Raw genomic sequence first — 18,931 nt, forward strand, 5'->3', positions numbered from 1 at the left:
GTCAGCGCTCCCCGTCCTCTTCGGTACCGGAGATCACCAAGCGGGTCGGCGGGCCCTCGGCGTTGTCCGCCACCAGTTGCGGCTCCAACGTGAGCCGGATCCGCTGCGTGGCGCTGTCTGCCACCTTCGCCTCGCCTCCGCCCTCCGCCACCCAGAACCGCACTCTGCCGTTCACTCCCGCGTCACGCTCGACGGCCAGCATGAGCTCCAGCTCCACTTCCCCCAGAGCGAACCGCAGCTCACTGCCCTGCCCTTCGACCATCGCCCGAGTCAGCTCTGCCCGCAACTGGCCTATCAGTACAGACAGTTCGATCACGCGGCACCTCCAAGGCGGGGCGATTCGTCTGGGCATGATACTGAACTCGGCACGTCAGGCACGGGCGGCGGGCACGCATCGGGGCGCACCGGCAAGCGCCCGCCGGGCGGACCACCGGCACACCGCGGAGGGCGGCGAACACCACGGCCGACAATGCAGTCAGCCGGGTGCGGAAGACCGGATGGACCAACGGGCGCCCACAACGGCACCACCTACGAACGGCACTACAACGAGCACCGCCCCCATCGAGCCCGCTAGTGCTGTGGACGCATAGGTCCACCGGGTTGCGGGTCATGCTGCGACGGGAATGGGGCGTCCTCCCCAGCGCATGCCCTTCTCGCTGCCGATGCGGGCGCGTTCTCGTCGCTGGGCTGTGAGGACGTCGGGATGACGGGGGTTGGCGTTACGCCAGCGTAGATATGCCTGCAGTGTGCGGGTCTGAACCGTGTGGTTCGGGTGGTGGGAGTTGGCCAGGGTGAACTGTCGCAGGGGCCCGAAGTGGGCCTCTATCGGGTTGGCCCAGGAGGCGTTGGTCGGGGTAAACACAGTTCGACGCGGTGATTCTCCGCCCAGGCGCGGATCTTGGTGCCCTTGTGGGCGGACAGGTTGTCCATGATCACGCAGATGGGGGCGCCGTCGGGTCGGATAGCGCGGATCGACTTCAGCGCGGCCAGGGACTGCGCGGCGCCCTTGTGCCGACGATTGACGCCCCACAGTGTGTCGTTGCCGATGGAGTAGCAGCCGTGGAAGTAGGTGACGCCGTGGGTGCGGTGGTAGGTCGCCGGGATCCTCTGGGGTCGGTTCCGCGGCGCCCAGCAGGATCCTGCGGTGGGGCGGATGCTGTCACACCGGGTGGCCAGGCCGAACCCTTGCTTGAGTCTGCTGATGCAGCGTTCGACGGTGTAGCGCTGTTTAGGCGTCGCGGTCGAAGGCCAGGGGTCTGCCGCCGTGGCTGCCGCGGCGTTTGCGATTGGCGGCCTGGTCGGCGGGCTGCGGGCTGCGGGCTGCGGGCTGCGGCAACGACCCGGTCGAGGCCACCTTCGGTGTCGGCCCGGCCGAGCAGGGCGGTGAAGACCTTCTCCCAGGTCCCGTCGGCGGCCCACTCGCGCATGCGATTGTGGGCGCCCTTCCAGGAGCCGAAGCGTTCGGGCAGGTCCGTCCACGGCGTCCCGTGCGGTGCTTGGACGCGATCGCATCGATCACCTGCCGGTGATCACGCCACCGTCCTCCCCGCTGGCGAAAGAGGCCTTTTCGGATCCGATCGCCGCTTTCCAGGTGTCAGAAAGGCCGCATCGCAGCACGCGCCTATTCCCTTCACCCACGCCTCGCTCACCGTATGCTCACCATATGGGTGGTTCCGGTTCATGAAATGCACTGGATGTCCGGTTGCCGACTTGCTCCGGAGCGGTGGCGTGTCCCCGCCATGCCGGATCGGCCCGTGGAGTCGCCCCGTCCGGCCCCTCAGCTCTCTCCTGCACCTCAGTCACCTTTGGTACCAAATGAAGCGGAGCATTTGAGCTTTAATTGAGAATGCACTTGCGTATGGACGCCGAATAAAGCAGATATGCCAATTCCCTATTGACGAGGCGGCGGGGTCCCGGGATCTTATGGTCTCCTTACTGTTCAATCGCGGTGGGGTGGACGACGTGAAGCAACGCAGAGGGGGCCGGGACAGTGCCTGGCTCACCCGGCTCAGACCGGCCGTAGCCGGAGTCGCGGCGGCCGGTCTGCTGGCCGTGCTGCCGGTCGCGGGGGCGCATGCCGCAGCGACCGACTCGGCCGGGAAGGACGCGGCCGGAGCGGCCAAGAGCCCCCAGACGGCCTCGCAGCAGGCCAGGACGGCCGGCAAGAGGGTTGAGGTGACCGGGGCCAGGACCGAGTTCGACACCGTGTACGCCAACCCGGACGGGGTGACGTACACGCAGGACATCTCCGCTGTGCCGGTGCGCGTGCACACCGCCTCCGGCGGCTGGACCGCTCCGGACGCGACGCTGGTCAGGCACGCCGACGGTACGGTCGGCCCGAAGGCCGCGATGGTCGGCCTGACCTTCTCCGGCGGCGGTTCCGCGCCGATGGTGCGGATCACGGGCGAGGGCGGGTCGATGGCGCTCAGCTGGCCCGGCACGCTGCCCGCACCCCAGCTCGACGGCGACACCGCCGTCTACGCCGACGTCCTGCCCGGCGTCGACCTGCGGATGACCGCGTCGGTGGAGGGATACCGCGAGCTGCTGGTCGTCAAGACCCCGCAGGCCGCGGCCGACCCGGCGCTGAAGAGCATCAACTACCGCATCAGCAGCGACCAGCTGTCCGTCACCCCTCTGGGGAACGGCGGCATCAGTGGCGTGGACGCCGACGGCAAGCAGGTCTTCACCGCGCCGCCCGCGCAGATGTGGGACTCGCGCGGCACCGGCCCGGCCGCGCAGGCGAAGGCCGCCTCACGCGCCGGCCTGGGCGCGGCCGGCACCGCCACGGCCGAGCTGACCGCACCGCCCGCCACCGCCGAGGACGGCCCCGCACCCGGCGCCGGCGCCACGACCGTGCCGGTCACCGTCGCGGGCGGCAAGCTCGCGGTCGCCCCCGACGCGACGCTGCTCGCACAGAAGGACCCCGCCGCCTATCCCCTCTACATCGACCCCGACGTCTCGCTGAACAACGGCCTGGCCGAGCGCACCCTGCTGCGCAGCGACGGCTTCAGCGACTACGCGTGGGACAACACCGCCACCGACAACACCCAGCGCGGCAAGGGCGACGGCAAGTGCGGAAGCTGGACCTCCGGGGGCGTCATCTACCCCTGCGGACCTGGCTACGTGCAGAAGCTCTACTTCGAGTTCTCGGGCGCCAACCTCAAGGGCAAGCAGGTCCTTTCCGCGGTCTTCCGCGTGACGTCCCCGTGGGCCTTCCAGTGCTCGGCCCGGACCACGGACCTGGTGCGTACGAACAACATCTCGTCATCCACCACCTGGGCCTCCCGGCCCAAGGAGCTGGACTGGATGGTCGACCGGTCGTTCTCCGCGGGCCGCGGCTCCACCTGTGACCCCAACTCGCCCGCCGCGCCCATCGAGTTCTCCGACAACTCCGCGGAGCCGGACGAGAACCTGACCCCGACCGTGCGCGACTTCGCGGCCGGCAAGTTCTCCCGGCTCACGCTGGAGCTGCGGGCGCACGACGAGAGCGACACCTCTGCCTGGAAGCGGTACAAGGACGACGCGGTGCTGTCGGTGAACTTCGTCGGCCTGCCCGCCGTCCCCACCTCGGTCGGTATCCTGCAGGGCTCCGGCGCCACCTGCCAGACCAACCCCGCCGACCCGGCGATCGTCTCCGACCCGACGCCGCAGCTCTACGCCCGCCCGCACGTCGCCTCCGGCGGCGCGCCCGCGGGTGAACCGGCCAGCCTGCGCGCGAAGTTCACCGTGCAGGAAGAGAGCGCCTCCGGCGCCTGGGGGACGACCACCGAGCCGATCCGGCCGTCGGCGCCGGGATTCGTCGGTGACAACGCCGCCGTCTCCTATCCCTCGCCGATCACCCTCAAGGAGGACACGCCGTACCGGATGGCGGCCGAGACCTGGTCGTACCAGGACAACGGCACCACCCACATCAACTCGCACTCCAACGTGACCACCACCGGCTGGTGCTACTTCACGATCGACTCCACCGCCCCGAAGATGCCGAAGGTCGCCTTCGGCGGGCCGTACACCAACTGCGACACCAACGCCTGCGCGGCGGCGGGCGGTCCCGGCGTCCCGGGCTCCTTCACCTTCTCGCCCGACCCGTCCGACGCCGGCAAGATCAGCGCGTTCAAGTACAAGCTCGGCAGCGGCAGCTGGTCGGCGGAGATCCCCGGCAGCACGGTCACCCGGATGATCACCCCGTCGCTGTCCGGCACCCAGCAGCTCCAGGTGCGGGCCAAGGACAACGCAGGCGCCGGCCGCTGGGGCGCCATCACGGTCGTCGCCTTCAAGGTGGACGCAGGTGCGGACGCGGTCGGCCGCTGGCACTTCAACGACTCCGCTCCCGGCAGCGGCGCGGTGAGCGCCGGCGACTCCGGCACCGCAGCGGGCTCCCGGCACACCGCGACCCTGCGCAACGCCGGCGCCGGCTGGTCGAGCCTGGGCCGCCGTGGCGCGGGCGACAACTCGCTGTGGCTGAACGACACCACCAGCAGCACCCAGCAGACCGGTTACGCCGACACCTCGGGTCCGGTGATCAACACCCAGGACAGCTTCACCGTCTCCGCCTGGGTCAACCTCTCCGACATCACCGACTACCACACGGTCCTGTCGCAGACCAGCAGCGACAAGAGCAGCTTCACGCTGCGCTACTCCCCGGCCCTCCACCGCTGGGTGTTCCTGTGGACGTGGCCGTCCGGCGGCGCGGTGACCTGGCTCGGCGCCAACAGCACCACGGACGTGGTGCCCGGAGTGTGGACGCACGTCGCCGCCACGTACGACAAGACGGCCGGCACGATCGCGCTGTACGTCAACGGTGTGCCGCAGGGCGCGCCGGTGGCGCTGCCGGCCGCGGCGAAGGCGGGTGCCAGTGACGGCCCGCTCGACATCGGCCGCTACAACGACCCCAGCAAGGGCGCCTGGACAGAGTACTGGAAGGGCCGGGTCGACGAGGTCGAGGCGTGGCAGCGGGCGCTGACCCCGGACGAGATCGCGATGGACGCCCGGCTGCTGGACGAGAACGGCAAGCCGGCCGTGGAGAACATCGCCTACTGGGCGCCGGACCCCGCGGCCACCGGCAGCGCCGTGCTCGACGACGCGGGCAGCGGCTACTCCCGGCCGCTGACCTTCTCCAACGGCGCCTCGGTCGCGGACGGTGCGATCGTCCTGGACGGCGCCAACGACGCAGGTGCCACGCCCGGCCCGCTGGTCGACGAGACGGGTTCCTTCACCGTCACCAGCAGCGTGCAGATCGACCAGGCCGCGATGCTGGCCAAGCCGGACGGCTACACCGCCCAGGTCGCCGGGCAGCGCACGGCCGGCGGCTCGTCGTGGGGCCTGTGGTATCAGCTCACCGGCCGCACCACCGCGGTGGACGACGACCACAACGAGATCACCGTGCCCACCAGCCGCTGGCTGTTCGGCCGGCTCAACGCGAACGGCACCTTCTCCGGCGCCGCCTCCGCTGTCGAGATCGGTTCGAGCAACAGCGGTGACACCTCCAATGGTGAGGGCAGCGTCCGGGTGACCGGCGTCTACGACGCGCAGGACGGCACCGGCACCGCGACCCTCTACCTCGGGGAGAACGGCCAGGAGACCCAGCCGTACACCGCCCAGGTCGGCAGCGACCGGTTCTCCATCGGCGACGCGTACGTTAACGGCGCCTGGAGCCACTACCTGCCAGGACGTGTCGAGGAGGTCAGGGTCTGGACGGGCGCGATGTCCGACTCCGACCAGATCGGCACCGTCGTCGGCGACTGACGCCGACCCGTCTGTGGTCCGGCGGGCCGTGACCCGGCCCGCCGGACCCGCACGCACGTTCGCGTCCGTGCACACCGCTACATAGCAGTTCTGATCCCCGCGGGCACCAACAGGTCCCGCGGATCCATACAACTGTCGCTCGTTTCTGCCGCGAGGCATGTCCAGGGGTAGGTGTGGCACCACGATGAGATCGTCAAGCAAGGGCGTACGCGTACGCATACCGCGTACCCGAAGAGGGTGGGAGGCGGGGCTGGTCGCTACGGCGACGGTCGCGCTCCTGGTGCCGCTGGGCCTGACCCCGGTGGCACAGGCCGCGGGGCACGGCAAGCCGCTGGGGAAGACCGCGGTGCCCGCGCCGCACAGCACGACGACGCACACGGTCGGCCTCGGCGCGAAGAAGCAGCGCGACCAGGTCGCGGCCCAGCGCACCGCCAACGACGCGCAGGCCGCGGCCGCGCTGTCCCAGCAGCACGCCAGCTGGCCGGCGGGCGGCAGTGCCGCGGTCCCGCTCGGCAAGCGGGCGGTCGCCGGCGGGCTGCCGGTGACGCTCGGCGCGCCGGCCGGCACCTCGGCGTCGGGAGCCGGCACCGCGAAAGTGACCGTCGCCGACCGGGCGGCGGCGCAGGCGGCCGGCGTCAGCGGCGTGCTGTTCTCCGTCGCCCCGCAGGGCGCAGGCGCGCCGGGCAAGGTCGCCGTCGACTACTCCGCCTTCGCCTCCGGTTACGGCGGCGACTGGTCGGGCCGGCTGCGCCTTGTCGCCCTGCCGGCGTGCGCGCTGACCACGCCGCAGCGGGCGGAATGCCGCACGCAGACCCCGCTGGTGACGTCCAACGACATCTCCGCGCAGACGGTCTCCGCCGCGCTGCCCGCCGCGAGGACGGCGCTGTCGTCGTCCGCGCAGGCCCCGACCGTTCTCGCACTCGACGCCAAGAGCGGCGAGTCCGACAAGGGCACCGGCAACTACTCCGCCACCCAGCTGTCGGCCTCGGCGACCTGGACCGGCGGCGTGTCGTCCGGCTCCTTCGACTGGTCCTACCCGATGTCCGTGCCGCCCACCGCAGGCGGCGCGGTGCCCAGCGTCGATCTGCAGTACGACTCCGGCAGCATCGACGGCCGCACCGCCTCGACGAACAACCAGGGCTCGCAGGTCGGCGAGGGCTTCGCGCTGACCAGCGACTCCTACGTCAGCCGCGACTACGGCTCCTGCGACGACGACGGGCACGACGAGGTCTACGACCTGTGCTGGAAGTACGACAACGCCTCGCTGGTGCTCAACGGCAAGTCCACCGAGCTGGTCAAGGACGACAAGACCGGCACCTGGCGGCTCGCCAATGACGACGCCTCGACGGTGACGCACTCCACCGGCGCGGACAACGCCGACCAGGGCGACAGCACCGACGGCGCCGGCGAATACTGGACCGTGACCACCGGCGACGGCACCAAATACGTCTTCGGCCTGAACAAGCTCAGCGGCGCCGGCACCCAGCGCACCAACTCCGTCTGGACGGTGCCGGTCTTCGGCGACGACTCCGGCGAGCCCGGCTTCGCCAAGGGCACCGCCTTCGCCGACCGCTCCTACAACCAGGCCTGGCGCTGGAACCTCGACTACGTCGTGGACACCCGCGGCAACGCCCAGTCGTACTGGTACACCGCGGAGACCAACTCCTACAAGAAGAACGGGGCGACCACCGCCGACGCGACGTACACCCGCGGCGGTTACCTCAACAAGATCCTCTACGGCCAGAAGTCGGGCACCCTTTTCACCGCTACCGCCACGCAGCAGATCGCGTTCTCGTACTCCGAGCGCTGCACCGCCGCCGACTGCACGAGCCTGACCGACAAGACCGCGCCGAACTGGCCGGACGTGCCGTTCGACCAGATCTGCGCGGCCGGCGCCTCCGACGACGACTGCGACGCCGTCTCGCCGGCCTTCTTCACCCGCAAGCGGCTCAACCAGGTGCAGACCTCAGTGTGGTCGGGTACCGGCACCACCTACACGCCGGTCGACACCTGGGCGCTGACCCAGAAGTACCTCGACCCGGGCGACATCGGCGACAGCTCCGACCAGTCGCTGGTGCTGGACTCCGTCAAGCACACCGGCCAGGCCGGCGGCACGCTCGCCCTCGACCCGGTGTCGTTCACCTACAAGATGAAGCCGGACCGGGTCGACGCCACCGACGACATCCTGCCGCTGAACAGGCCGCGGATCTCCACCATCACCTCGGAGACCGGTGCGATCACGACCGTCACGTTCTCGCCCGCCGAGTGCGTACGCGGTTCGAAGATGCCGGCCGCCGAGGACAACGACGCCCTGTCGTGCTACCCGGTCTACTGGCACATCAACGGCAACACCGACGCGTCGCTCGACTGGTTCCACAAATACCGCGTGGTCAGCGTCCAGGAGGCCGACCCGGCCGGCAACAACGAGCCGGTCGTGCACAGTTACTCCTACGCCGACCCCGCCTGGCACTACGACGACAGCCCGCTGACCCCGGAGGACGAGCGCACCTGGTCGATCTGGCGCGGCTACCGCACCGTCACCGAGTACACCGGCGGCAACACGGGCAACCAGGAGAAGACCGTCACCACGTTCATGCAGGGCATGAACGGTGACAAGCAGAAGTCCGGCACCGCCCGCTCGGTGAAGGTCAGCGGCCAGACCGTGCCGGGGCTGAGCATCCCCCAGGTCACCGACTCCGACCAATACCAGGGCTACACCCGCGAGAAGGTCACCTACAACGGCGCCACCCCCGTGTCGGCGACGGTCAACGACCCCTGGTCGGCGGTGACGTCCACCCAGCACAAGTCCTACGCCGACATCGAGGCGTACTACGTGGGCGACGCCAAGACGTACGACTACGCATACCTGAACGTGTCGGGGAAGTGGCGGTCCACCTCGGTCGCCAAGACCTTCGACTCCTACGGCATGGTCACCAGCGAGGACCACGCGGGTGACACCGCGAAGTCCGGCGACGAGACGTGCGTGCGCACCTGGTACGCGCGCAATGACGCCGTCGGCATCAACTCGCTGGTCTCCCGCACCCAGACCGTCGGCCAGCCCTGCTCGGTCGGCGACGCCTCGCTGTCGCTGCCAGCCAACAGCACCACCCCCGGCGACGTCCTGTCCGACACCGGCACCGTCTACGACAACACCTCGGCGACGACATGGACGTCGAGCCAGACCCCGACCAAGGGCGACGCCAACTGGACGGGACGCGCGGCCTCCTACCCCGCGACCGCGGACACGGGCGGCCAGCGCAAGCCCAACAGCTGGCAGGCCACGCAGATCTCCGCCTACGACAGCTTCGGCCGGATCGTCAGCGCCAAGGACGCCAACACCAAGACGACGACCACCGGTTACACGATGGCGGCCAACGGGGTGCTCTCCCGTATCCGGGTCACCGACCCGCTCGGCCACATCGTCGACACCTACGTCGACGTCCTACGCGGCCTGCCGCTGCGCTCCTACGACGCGGCGGGGAAGAAGACCGAGACCACCTATGACGCGCTGGGCCGGCTGACGGGTGTCTGGCAGCCCAACCGCAACAAGGACGGCGGCGAAAGCGCCAACACCACCTACACCTACCACCTGGCGCGCGGCAGCGCCCCCTACGTGGCGACCTCCGTGCTCGGCCCCAACAACAGCCGCGTCACCAGCTACCAGATCTACGACGCGCTGCTGCGCCCGATCCAGCAGCAGACCCCGTCCGCCAGCGGTGGCCGGCTGCTGACCGACAGCCGATACGACGACCGCGGCCTGGTCTACGAGACCTACGCCGACACCTACGACGACTCCAAGGCACCGACCGGCACCTACGACCGCGGCGAATACGGCGGCACGCCCACCCAACACGAGGTCACCTTCGACGGCGCCGGCCGTGCCACGGCCGACAAGCTGCTGATCTACGGCGTGCCCAAGTACACCATCACCACCAGCTACACCGGTGACTCCATCGCGACCAGCGCCGCCACCGGCGGCACCGCGTCCCGAGCGATCACCGACGCGCTGGGCCGCGCCACAGAGATCCGCGAGTACTCGGGATCGTCCTACAACGACACGGCCTTCGGCGGCACTTCGCCGGCGGCCGCGCACGACAGCACCGGGTACACCTACGCCCGGGACGGCAAGCAGCTCACCGTCACCGGCCCGGACAACGCCAAGTGGTCCTACGGCTACGACCTGTTCGGCCGGCAGACCAGCAACACCGACCCGGACATGGGCACGAGCACCACCACGTACACCCCGACCGACCTCATCGCGACCAGCGTGAACGCCAACCAGCGCACACTGATCTACGACTACGACGACGCCGGGCGCAAGACCGGGCTGTGGCAGACCAGCAAGACCGACGCCAACAAGCTCGCCGCGTGGACGTACGACACGGTGGAGGTCGGTCAGGCGGCCGACTCCACCCGCTACGACGGCGGCGTCGCCGGCCTGGCCTACACCCAGAAGGTCACCAAGTACGACAACCTCTACAACCCGGTGGCCAGCGAGATCGACCTCTCGCCGAAGGACCCGCTGGTGACCTCCAAGGTCGCGCAGACCAGCTATGCCTTCACCTCGCAGTACAACAGCGACAACACCGTGCAGCACGTGAGCGCCCCCGCGATCGCCGGGCTGCCGAACGAGGACGTCAGCTACACGTACACCCCGACCGGCCAGGTCGACGCCGTCACCGGCACGTCCCACTACGTCCTGGACACCACCTACTCCTCGACCGGCAAGCCGCAACAGCTCACGCTGGGCGTCTCGCCGTCCGCCCAGGTCAAGCAGGCCTACCTGGACAACGAATGGGAGGAGGGCACCGGCAGGCTGCTGCGCAGCTACGTCACCGACGACACCCACGACTGGATGCCGCAGGACCTCCACTACTCCTACGACGACTCCGGCAACGTCACCAAGATCAGCGACCCGGCGACGCTCGGCGGCACCACCACGACCGACACCCAGTGCTTCTCCTACGACGGCTACCGCCGCATGACCAGCGCGTGGACCCCGGCCGCCGGTGACTGCACCTCGGGCACGGCGACCACCGCCACGCTCGGCGGCCCCGCGGCCTACAGCACCAGTTACACCTTCAACCCCGCCGGTCTGCGGCTCACCCAGACGCAGCACACGGCGAGCGGTGACGCCACCACGCTGTCGTGCTACACCGACACGAAGCGGCCGCACGCGCTCAGCGCCACCACCACCGGCTCGAGCTGCAGCGGAGTCACCCCGACCTACACCTACGACAACACGGGCAACACCACCGCCCGCCCGGTCGCGGGAACGGCCGGCCAGGCCCTCACCTGGAGCAGCGAGGGCGACCTCGCCACCACCGCGGAGGGCGGCGACGCGGCCTCGTACATCTACGACGCCGAGGGCAACCTGCTGATCAAGCGGGCCACCGCGGGTGACGGGGAGAGCATCGTCTACCTCGGCAGCACCGAACTGCACACCAAGACCTCGGGCGGCAAGACCACGACCTGGGCGGTGCGCACCTACTCCGAGGGCGCCGACGGACAGGCCGTGGCCGAGCGCACCACCAAGCCCGGCGTCGCGCAGCTCAGCTGGCTCGCCGGCGACGTCCACGGCACCGCGAGCCTCGCGCTCGACGGCGCCACCCAGGCCCTGACCAAGCGCTACTCCACCCCTTACGGCGCGCCGCGCGGCACCGCCGCGAGCGCCTGGCCCGACGACAAGGGATTCCTCAACAAGACCCTCGACCCCGACACCGGGCTGACCCATGTCGGGGCACGCGAATACGACGCGGCCACCGGCCACTTCCTCAGCGTCGACCCCGTCCTCGACACCCAAGACCCGCAATCCCTCAATGGCTATGCCTACGCCGACAACAGCCCCGTCACGAAGAGTGACCCCAGCGGTCAGGAGAGCTGCTACCCGGTGTATTGCAGCGGGGACCACGGCACCTACGGAAACCTGCCCCCCATCCCGCCGTCCGGCGGCGGCGGCGGCGGAGGTCACGGCGGCGGCGGCGGTGGCGGTCACGGTGGCGGCGGCGGCGGTGGCGGTCACGGCGGCGGTGGCGGTGGCGGTGGCGGCGGCGGTAGCGAAGGCGGCGGGTACGACCCCGCGGCCAACCACATCTGCGACGGCTGCGTCCCGGTGGGAGTCGCGCTACCGGTGGGTGTCAGCGTCCCCGACGTTCCCCCGGACGTGGACTGGTACTCCACGACGCAGACCGGATGGGGCTGGCTCAACGACATCACCATCGTCGCCGACGCCCAGCCGGCCAACTTCGACGGTCAGACGATGAAGTTCACGTACTCGGTGTCGTCGGCCAAATCGGCGACGGAGCAGTTCGCCAACGGCTGGAGCTGGAACACCTCGGTGAAGGTCACCGGTGGAGTGGGTATCCCCCTCATCACAGAAGCGAAGGTGGAGGCCACGGTGGGCTTCGCCGGCCACTACGACTGGACGCACACCGACATGACCACGAAGACCGAGACGAGGACCAGCGAGTCCAGCTTCCCGGTCAAGAAGGGAGACATCGTCGGACTGTCCCCGTTCGGGAAGCTCACCAGCTACCGGACTGCCTACCACCACAAGGACGGGCGGATGACCTACCAGAACTGGACGACGTTCGACGTGACGTCGTGGGCGGCGAACAAGGTGTCGGACACCATCGACCCGACCACGGTGGACATCGACGCCTCCATGTGCATGGGGACGAAGTGCAGTTGACCCCACGTCCGGTCACGCGAGCGGTCCTTCGCGCTCGCGATGTCACCGTACGAGTGACGGTGGCCGCGGTTCTCGCCGCGGCCACCGCCGCCGGCGCGGCGGCCTGCGCCCCCGCACCGGCGGGCCCCCCCGCGACGGCCTCCGTGCCGTCGCGGGGGGGCTCACCCCCCACCGCCTCCCGCACGCCGGAGGACATGACACAGGAGGTGCTGCGTCACCTGTCCAGCCCGCACGACGCCCCCGACGGCCGAGGGGTGGCCAGGACAGGACCGGGAGGCCGGGCGGGCTACTACTTCTGGGAGACCGCGGACGCCAGAATGTGCTTCGCCGAGACCGGCCCCTTCCCCGACATCGCGGTCACCTGCGGCGGCCCCAGCGCGGCCGAGCGTGACCACATGCCGGAGCTGCGGCCGCTGTTCGGCCCGGCGTCCGACCCGGCCGGCGGCTGGTACCTGATCTTTCGCCTCGGCCACGGCACCGTGATCTCCTCAACCCTGGAGGGAAACCCGGTGACGGCCCAACGGGTCAGAAAGTTGGGCCCGCAAGTCGGCGGCGGGCAGGCGTACTTCATCCCCCTGCCGCACTGGCCGCACGACGAGCGGTTGTCCGTGAAGGTCGCCGTGAACGGCAAGCAGAAGACGCTGACCATGAACGTGGACCTCTGAGCGGCCTACCTCCGGCCGCCCGAACCCCCCGGTGCGGGCGGCGGGAGGTCGAGGCCTCGGCTCAACGGCCCACCGCATTGCGGATGACGTAAGCCGCGGCACCCGCCGCGATCACCGCAGCCCCTGCCGGCACCGACACGAGCGGCAGGGCGAAGGCGTCGAGGGTCGTTGGCCGCCCAACGGCAGCTTGCCGATGCACCTGCTCTGCCCCCCGTTTGAGCACCGACCTCCGCGGATGGTGGTGGTTACGTGTCCGGACCTGCGACGACGGCTTCGAACCTGTCGCGGTTGAGGTAGAGGTCCCAGCAGGTGTCGGCGAGGTCGGCCGGATCGAGTGGCTCCGGTAGAGTTGTCGGATCCCAGTGCTCGGCGATGTCCTTGGCCGAGTCGCTCCCGCCGACCATTCCGGCGACCTGGAGCAGGCCCGCGTGTACCCCGGTGCCGGTCAGATCGGTGTGGAGATTGTCGTGATCGGTGCCGCGGCGGGCGATCAGCGGCTTCACGCCGAGGTCCCATACGAGACGGCGGTACTTGTCGTGGTCGTAGCCGCGATCACCCAGTACCACGTCGGGGCGGCGGCGCGGCCGGCGCCGCCTGCCTCGCACCGGCGGCACGGCCTGGAGGAGCGGGATGAGTTGGGTGACGTCGTTGCGGTTGCCGCCGGTCAAGGTGACGGCGAGCGGGATGCCCGTGGCATCGGTGATCGGGTGATGCTTGCTGCCCCGCCCTGCCCCGATCAACACGGCTTCGTCCCGTCTTGGGGCCCTCATTAAGGCCTGGATGTGAGAGCCGTCGACCGCCGCCCGGGAGAAGTCCAGGGCGTTCGCACTGCGGAGCTTGGGGAGGAGGACCTCGTGTAGCCGGGGCCACACACCGGCCTCAGTCCACTCGGCCAGGCGCCGCCAGCAGGTCACACCCGAACCGAAGCCACGTTCCTGCGGCAGATGTTCCCAAGCGATCCCGGTATGCAGCACGAACAGGATGCCCTGGAACACCAGCCGATCAGGTCCGCCCCGGGTTTCGGGCCCGACGCTCGACCTTGGGCAACAGTGGCTCGATCACCGCCCACAACTCGTTGTCGACCTCCTACGGCTTCGGCCGAGCCACTCATCACCCCGGGATCATCAGCCTGCCGGCGGCCCGCCGCCGTGGTGTGTCGAACCGAAGCCACAGCCGGGGTCCCTGCGAACCTCCATGTTCGTCATGGCCATGGCAAATGATCTTTCCTTACGCTTGCCCCAGCATCCTGCTTAGAGGAGAAAATCTATGCGCACCAAAGTGAATCTCGGCCTCGCCGCACTGTCCACTCGCCGGCACGGTCCGCGGCAACCTCACCCTCCTGAAGGCCACCTCCATCACCGACCGCTGGGGCACCACCCATTACGGCCGCCTGCCCGGCCTCCTCCCCGCGCCCGTCACCATCGCCGGCGCCCTCGCCCCCGTCACCGGTACCGCCCTCGCAGGCCCCCTCGGCGGCTACCCCCAGCTCGTCACGGTTTTTGCCTTGATCTCCGTGATCGGGTGCTGCCCTTGCCTGCGGCACACGGACCTCGACGTGACTCGCCCATTCCAGCCCCGGGCGGACCCCGGAGCTCGGCCCGCCACGCAGCGGCACCCTGGCGGCGTAGAAGCGCGTCGCAGCGCGCTGCCCGAAAGGGTGGGGAGGGGTGGCCGGGGAGGGGTGGCCGGGGCCGGGATCGGGTGGGAACGTGGACGGGCCGGAGCGGAGCCAGGTGGCTGCAGGCAGACGATGCGCGGGCACGAGCATGAGCAGAGTCAGGGAACGCCGCACTGACACCGCGGCAGGCGGAAACCGGCATCCCTGAGGCGCTGTTGATGAAGGCCGCTGCAGGCGGCCGCACCGACGCGCTGGGCGCCGGCGGCATCCTCAGACTCCAGCGCGCCCTCGGCAATGGCGCCGCCACGGCGATCGCGGAGGACGAGTCCCCGGTCCAGGACGTGGTCGGGGGTCCGGCGGCCGGCCGCCGGAGCCCGAGGTCCGCGACGACATGGAAGCCCGGCTCGGCCAGGACTTCGGCGGCGTCTGGGTCCACACGGACGGCACCGCGCACGAGTCAGCGCAGGCATGTCACGGAATGCGGAACTCTGGATCCGCCCAGCGGTCCGCGGGCGGCCCTTGTGGGGCAGGGCATGGGCCGGTGTCGCACGGGGATCACGGGTCCGCAATCCGGCGTTGGCCATTCCGTGACCAGCCGTTCACCTCCGCGGGGCGGCCCACGGATACTATGACCGCCGTAGTAATTGTCGGAAAGAATCCCATACCCCCTGGGGATCCGTATGCCTGCACCCGCCCGCCCGCCGCTTGAATCCGGCGCGAAGTCGACCTCCGAGGCCGGGCGGTGGTTCCGGAGGCGCTGGCGGGCAGGTGCGGTGGTCGCCGCCCTCCTCATCGGGCTGCCGGGACTGGCCGGCACCCCCGCGACGGCAGGTGGCGTGGCGCCGTCGGCCAGCGCCTCGACGGCGGGACAGCTGTCCCTGTTCACCTCGGGGACCGGCGGCTACGGATGCTTCCGCGTACCGGCCCTGGTCCGTACCGCGGCCGGGTCGCTGCTGGCCTTCGCCGAGGGCCGCAAGGAAGTGTCGTGCGGGGACCGGGGCGACACCGACATCGTGGTGCGGCGGTCGACCGACGACGGGCGCACCTGGGGGCCGATTGAAGTGGTGCCCGCGGGGACGACCGCGGCCGGCGCGTACGGCAGGACGCCGCCCGACGGTGTCGTCGCGGGATCGCCGGTGACGCGGAGCAACGCCGCGCCGGTGGTGGACGCGGCCAGCGGGCGGATATACCTGCTGTCGACGTCCAACCCCGCCGACTCCTCGACGCCGCGCATCCCGTGGAGCCAGTTCAGCACCGACGACGGGCTGACCTGGAGCGCGCCGGAGAAGATCGCCGTGACCTTGCGGGGCGCAGCCATCGGCTCCGACTGGTTCGCCACAGGACCCGGCCACGGCGTCCAGCTCACCGAAGGCGCGCACCGCAAGCGCCTGGTGGTCGGCGCCCACCAGGTCACCTCGTCCGGCGCCGACTACGCCGGCTACCTCTACCTCGACCCGGCAACCGACGGCTCCGGCACCTGGCACGCGGCCACCGCGGTCGACTCCGCGACGGGCAGCGCCCCGTCGAGTCCCGCCGAGGTCGCCGTCGCCGAGACCGCGGGCGGCGGTGTCACTCTCGTCGCCCGCAACTCCGGCGGGTCCACCAGGGTGGAGACCAAGGCGGACACCCCGGCCGGCGACGCCGTGCCGCGCGTCACCGCCTTCCGCGGCAATACGATCCCCTCCACGGGCGACGTCCAGGGGTCGTTGCTGCGGCTGCACACGACGGCGGCCGACGGCCAAGAGCAGCTGGTGATGGCCGCGCCCGCGGGCGCCGGGCGTACGGACATGACGCTGTGGTCGAAATGCGGCACCGCCTGGAAGCCGGCCGGCACGCCGGTCAGTTCGCACAGCGCCGGCTACTCCGACCTCGCACTGCTCGGCAGCAACGAGATCGGTGTGCTCTACGAGGGCGGGGCGACCTACTCCGCCGACGAGATCCGCTTCACCCATCTCGCCGAGTCCACGCTGGGCAAACCCTGCGGCATCACCCCGCGCCCCGACCTGGACCCGCTCCAGGCGCCGGCGCCTGGCCGCAGCACCCCTGACGTGTCCGGCCAGGGCGCCGACGCCTATCTGACCGGCACCGCCGCCCTGGGGGCAGGGCAGCGCACCGGCAGCCTCGACTACTCGCTGACCCCCGGCACCGGCGGCGCCGCCGACCTGCCGCACACCGCCGCCCTGGATCCGGGCGCTGACGCCTTCAGCTACTCCCTGTGGTTCCGCTACAAGGCGACCGCGACCGACCCTTTCCGCGTGCTGTTCTGGTCGTACGGCTCCGGCAGCGGCAAGCAGCAGGTGTGGCTGCGAGCGAGGCCCGGCAAGGACGACCTCTACGCCGCCGTCGCGGGCTCCGGCGGGGCCGCCTACGCGGCCGCTGTCGACCACTCCGACGAGGTCGCCTTCGGGGACGGCGACTGGCACCACGTCACGCTCGCCCGCAGCGGCGGCGCGATCACGCTCACCGTCGGCGCCGGCACGCCGAAGGCCGTCACCGGCACCGGCAGCGGCGTGGTGGGCGCGGTGTCCGCACCCGTGTCGGCCGCGCCGGCCGGGATCAGGATCGGCGGCGGCCCGGGCACCACCGTCACCGAGCCCTTCGCCGGAGACATCGACGAATTCCGCTTCTACCGGACCGCGTTGAGCGCCGAGGACGACGCCCGGCTCGGCAGCCCGGCCCACTCGGGTGACCCGCTGGGCGACAGCGCGGACGCGGCCCTCGCCCTGCGGCTGCCCTTCCAGGTGGTGGACGCGGCAACACCGGTGACCCGTGCGCCGGTTGCCGGGGTGGACGACGAGGCGGAGGGCTGCTCGGACGCGTGGCTGCTCGGCGGCCGCGGCACCACCGCCACCTCGCCCAGCGGACAGGCGCTGCGCATCGAGGCCGCCCACCCGGGCGTAGAGGCTCCGCTGAGTCCCCAACTCGACCTCGGGTCGGGCGACTTCACCTTCTCGATGTGGTTCTCCTACCAGCCGGACGTGAACAATACGGAGCAGTCGCTGCTGTGGGCGTACGGGATGGGCTCGGCGCCGCCGCAGCTGTGGGTGCAGGCGCAGCCGGGCAGTGACCGGCTCGCTGCCATGGTGCAGACGGACGCGGGCGCACGCTTCCTCGAGGTGCAGGACAAGACGTCGACCGCGGGCTTCGGCGACGGCACATGGCACCAGATGGTGCTGCGGAGGGCAGGCGGCCAGGTCCAGCTGATCGTGGACGACTCGCCCGCCCTGACCGACACCGGGACGGGGCTGAGCGGTTCCCTCACTCCCGGCCGTGCGGACGGCATCCGCGGCCTGCGGATCGGGTCACGGCTGGACGGGTCCAAGGTCATGAACGGCTCGGTCGACGAATTCCGGCTCTACCGGAGCGCGTTGAGCCAGCCGGCGCTGGACACCGTGTACGCGGACGGCGGCCTCGGCTCGTACGCCGGCATAGCGGTGCGCTACAGCTTCGACGGGAAGTACACCTACTCCGCATCGGCGACGCGCCCGCTGCCCGATGACACCCCTGCCACCCCCGACGGGTCCGACCGCTGCAACAACGCCTACCTGACCGGCGGAGCCCAGGTCACCCCCGGCCAGCGGGCCGGCGGCGGGGCACTGGTGCTGGACGGCTCGGGGGGCGCGCTCGTCCCGCGCAGCGCATCCCTCGCCACAGATCGCGACGTCACTGTGACGGCCTGGTTCCGCTACCGGGCGACCTCGGCGACACCGGACCAGGTCCTGCTGTGGGCCGACGGGTCCGGCACGTACGCACGCCAGTTCTGGATCAGGGCGCAGCCGCTGCACGACCGCCTCTACGCGGTGGCGCAGACCGGCACCGGGCAGGTCAGGCTCGCCGCCGAGGACAAGACCGACACGACGGCATTCGGCGACGGCGACTGGCACGAACTGGCCCTGGTACGCGACGGCGACACCCTGCTGCTGTACGTGGACGGCAAGCCGCTGGCCCAGGACACCCTGCCGACAGGCTCGTTGACCCGCACCGACACCTTCGCGCTGGACGGCCTGCACCTGGGCGAGGCCCCCGACAGCAGCAGTGGGCTCACCGGGTCGCTGGACGACGTACGGGTCTTCGCCGGCGCGCTGTCCGCCGACGAGGTGTCCGCACTGCACGACGGTACGGCCCCCGCGGCCCTGCCCCCCGTCCTGTGGCTGCCGTTCGACATCGCCGCGGACCGCAGCAGCCCGCAGATGTGACGGCGAGGGCACGCCCGGC

The 18,931-nt window shown here is 70.7% G+C and carries 5 protein-coding genes and 5 pseudogenes; 6 read left to right on the top strand and 4 right to left on the bottom strand.

The window, feature by feature from the left end; all coding sequences use genetic code 11:
• Position 1: 1 nt before the first annotated feature.
• From OG702_RS06915 to OG702_RS06925, 3 genes and pseudogenes are all read right to left on the bottom strand, one after another.
• Complete coding sequence (locus OG702_RS06915) at positions 2 to 316, bottom strand: trypco2 family protein (protein WP_327287976.1); 315 nt, start codon at positions 314 to 316, stop codon at positions 2 to 4.
• 291 nt (positions 317 to 607) lie between these two features.
• Positions 608 to 1,155: pseudogene (locus OG702_RS06920) on the bottom strand (transposase); the annotation flags it as partial.
• Between the two features lie 242 nt (positions 1,156 to 1,397).
• Positions 1,398 to 1,478, bottom strand: a pseudogene (locus OG702_RS06925) (transposase); the annotation flags it as partial.
• Between the two features lie 484 nt (positions 1,479 to 1,962).
• Here OG702_RS06925 and OG702_RS06930 point away from each other — a divergent pair.
• The 3 genes from OG702_RS06930 (at position 1,963) to OG702_RS06940 (ending at position 13,098) form a co-directional block, all read left to right on the top strand.
• Complete coding sequence (locus tag OG702_RS06930) at positions 1,963 to 5,742, top strand: LamG domain-containing protein (RefSeq protein ID WP_327287977.1); 3,780 nt, start codon at positions 1,963 to 1,965, stop codon at positions 5,740 to 5,742.
• 184 nt (positions 5,743 to 5,926) lie between these two features.
• Complete coding sequence (locus OG702_RS06935) at positions 5,927 to 12,433, top strand: RHS repeat-associated core domain-containing protein (protein ID WP_327287978.1); 6,507 nt, start codon at positions 5,927 to 5,929, stop codon at positions 12,431 to 12,433.
• Between the two features lie 194 nt (positions 12,434 to 12,627).
• Complete coding sequence (locus tag OG702_RS06940; RefSeq protein WP_327287979.1) at positions 12,628 to 13,098, top strand: hypothetical protein; 471 nt, start codon at positions 12,628 to 12,630, stop codon at positions 13,096 to 13,098.
• Between the two features lie 467 nt (positions 13,099 to 13,565).
• Here the strand turns inward: OG702_RS06940 and OG702_RS06945 are convergent.
• A pseudogene (locus OG702_RS06945) lies at positions 13,566 to 14,169 on the bottom strand (IS5 family transposase); the annotation flags it as partial.
• Positions 14,170 to 14,404: 235 nt separating this feature from the next.
• Between OG702_RS06945 and OG702_RS06950 the strand changes: the two are divergent.
• The 3 genes and pseudogenes from OG702_RS06950 to OG702_RS06955 form a co-directional block, all read left to right on the top strand.
• Positions 14,405 to 14,611: pseudogene (locus OG702_RS06950) on the top strand (MFS transporter); the annotation flags it as partial.
• A gap of 490 nt (positions 14,612 to 15,101) precedes the next feature.
• Positions 15,102 to 15,425 (top strand): annotated as a pseudogene (locus OG702_RS35425) (eCIS core domain-containing protein); the annotation flags it as partial.
• Positions 15,397 to 18,912, top strand: a complete 3,516-nt coding sequence (locus tag OG702_RS06955) for a LamG-like jellyroll fold domain-containing protein (protein ID WP_327287980.1) — start codon at positions 15,397 to 15,399, stop codon at positions 18,910 to 18,912. The pseudogene OG702_RS35425 and the gene OG702_RS06955, both read left to right, overlap by 29 nt.
• The last annotated feature ends 19 nt before the right edge of the window (positions 18,913 to 18,931 follow it).

This window comes from Streptomyces sp. NBC_01198, assembly GCF_036010485.1.
Classification (GTDB): Bacteria; Actinomycetota; Actinomycetes; order Streptomycetales; family Streptomycetaceae; genus Actinacidiphila.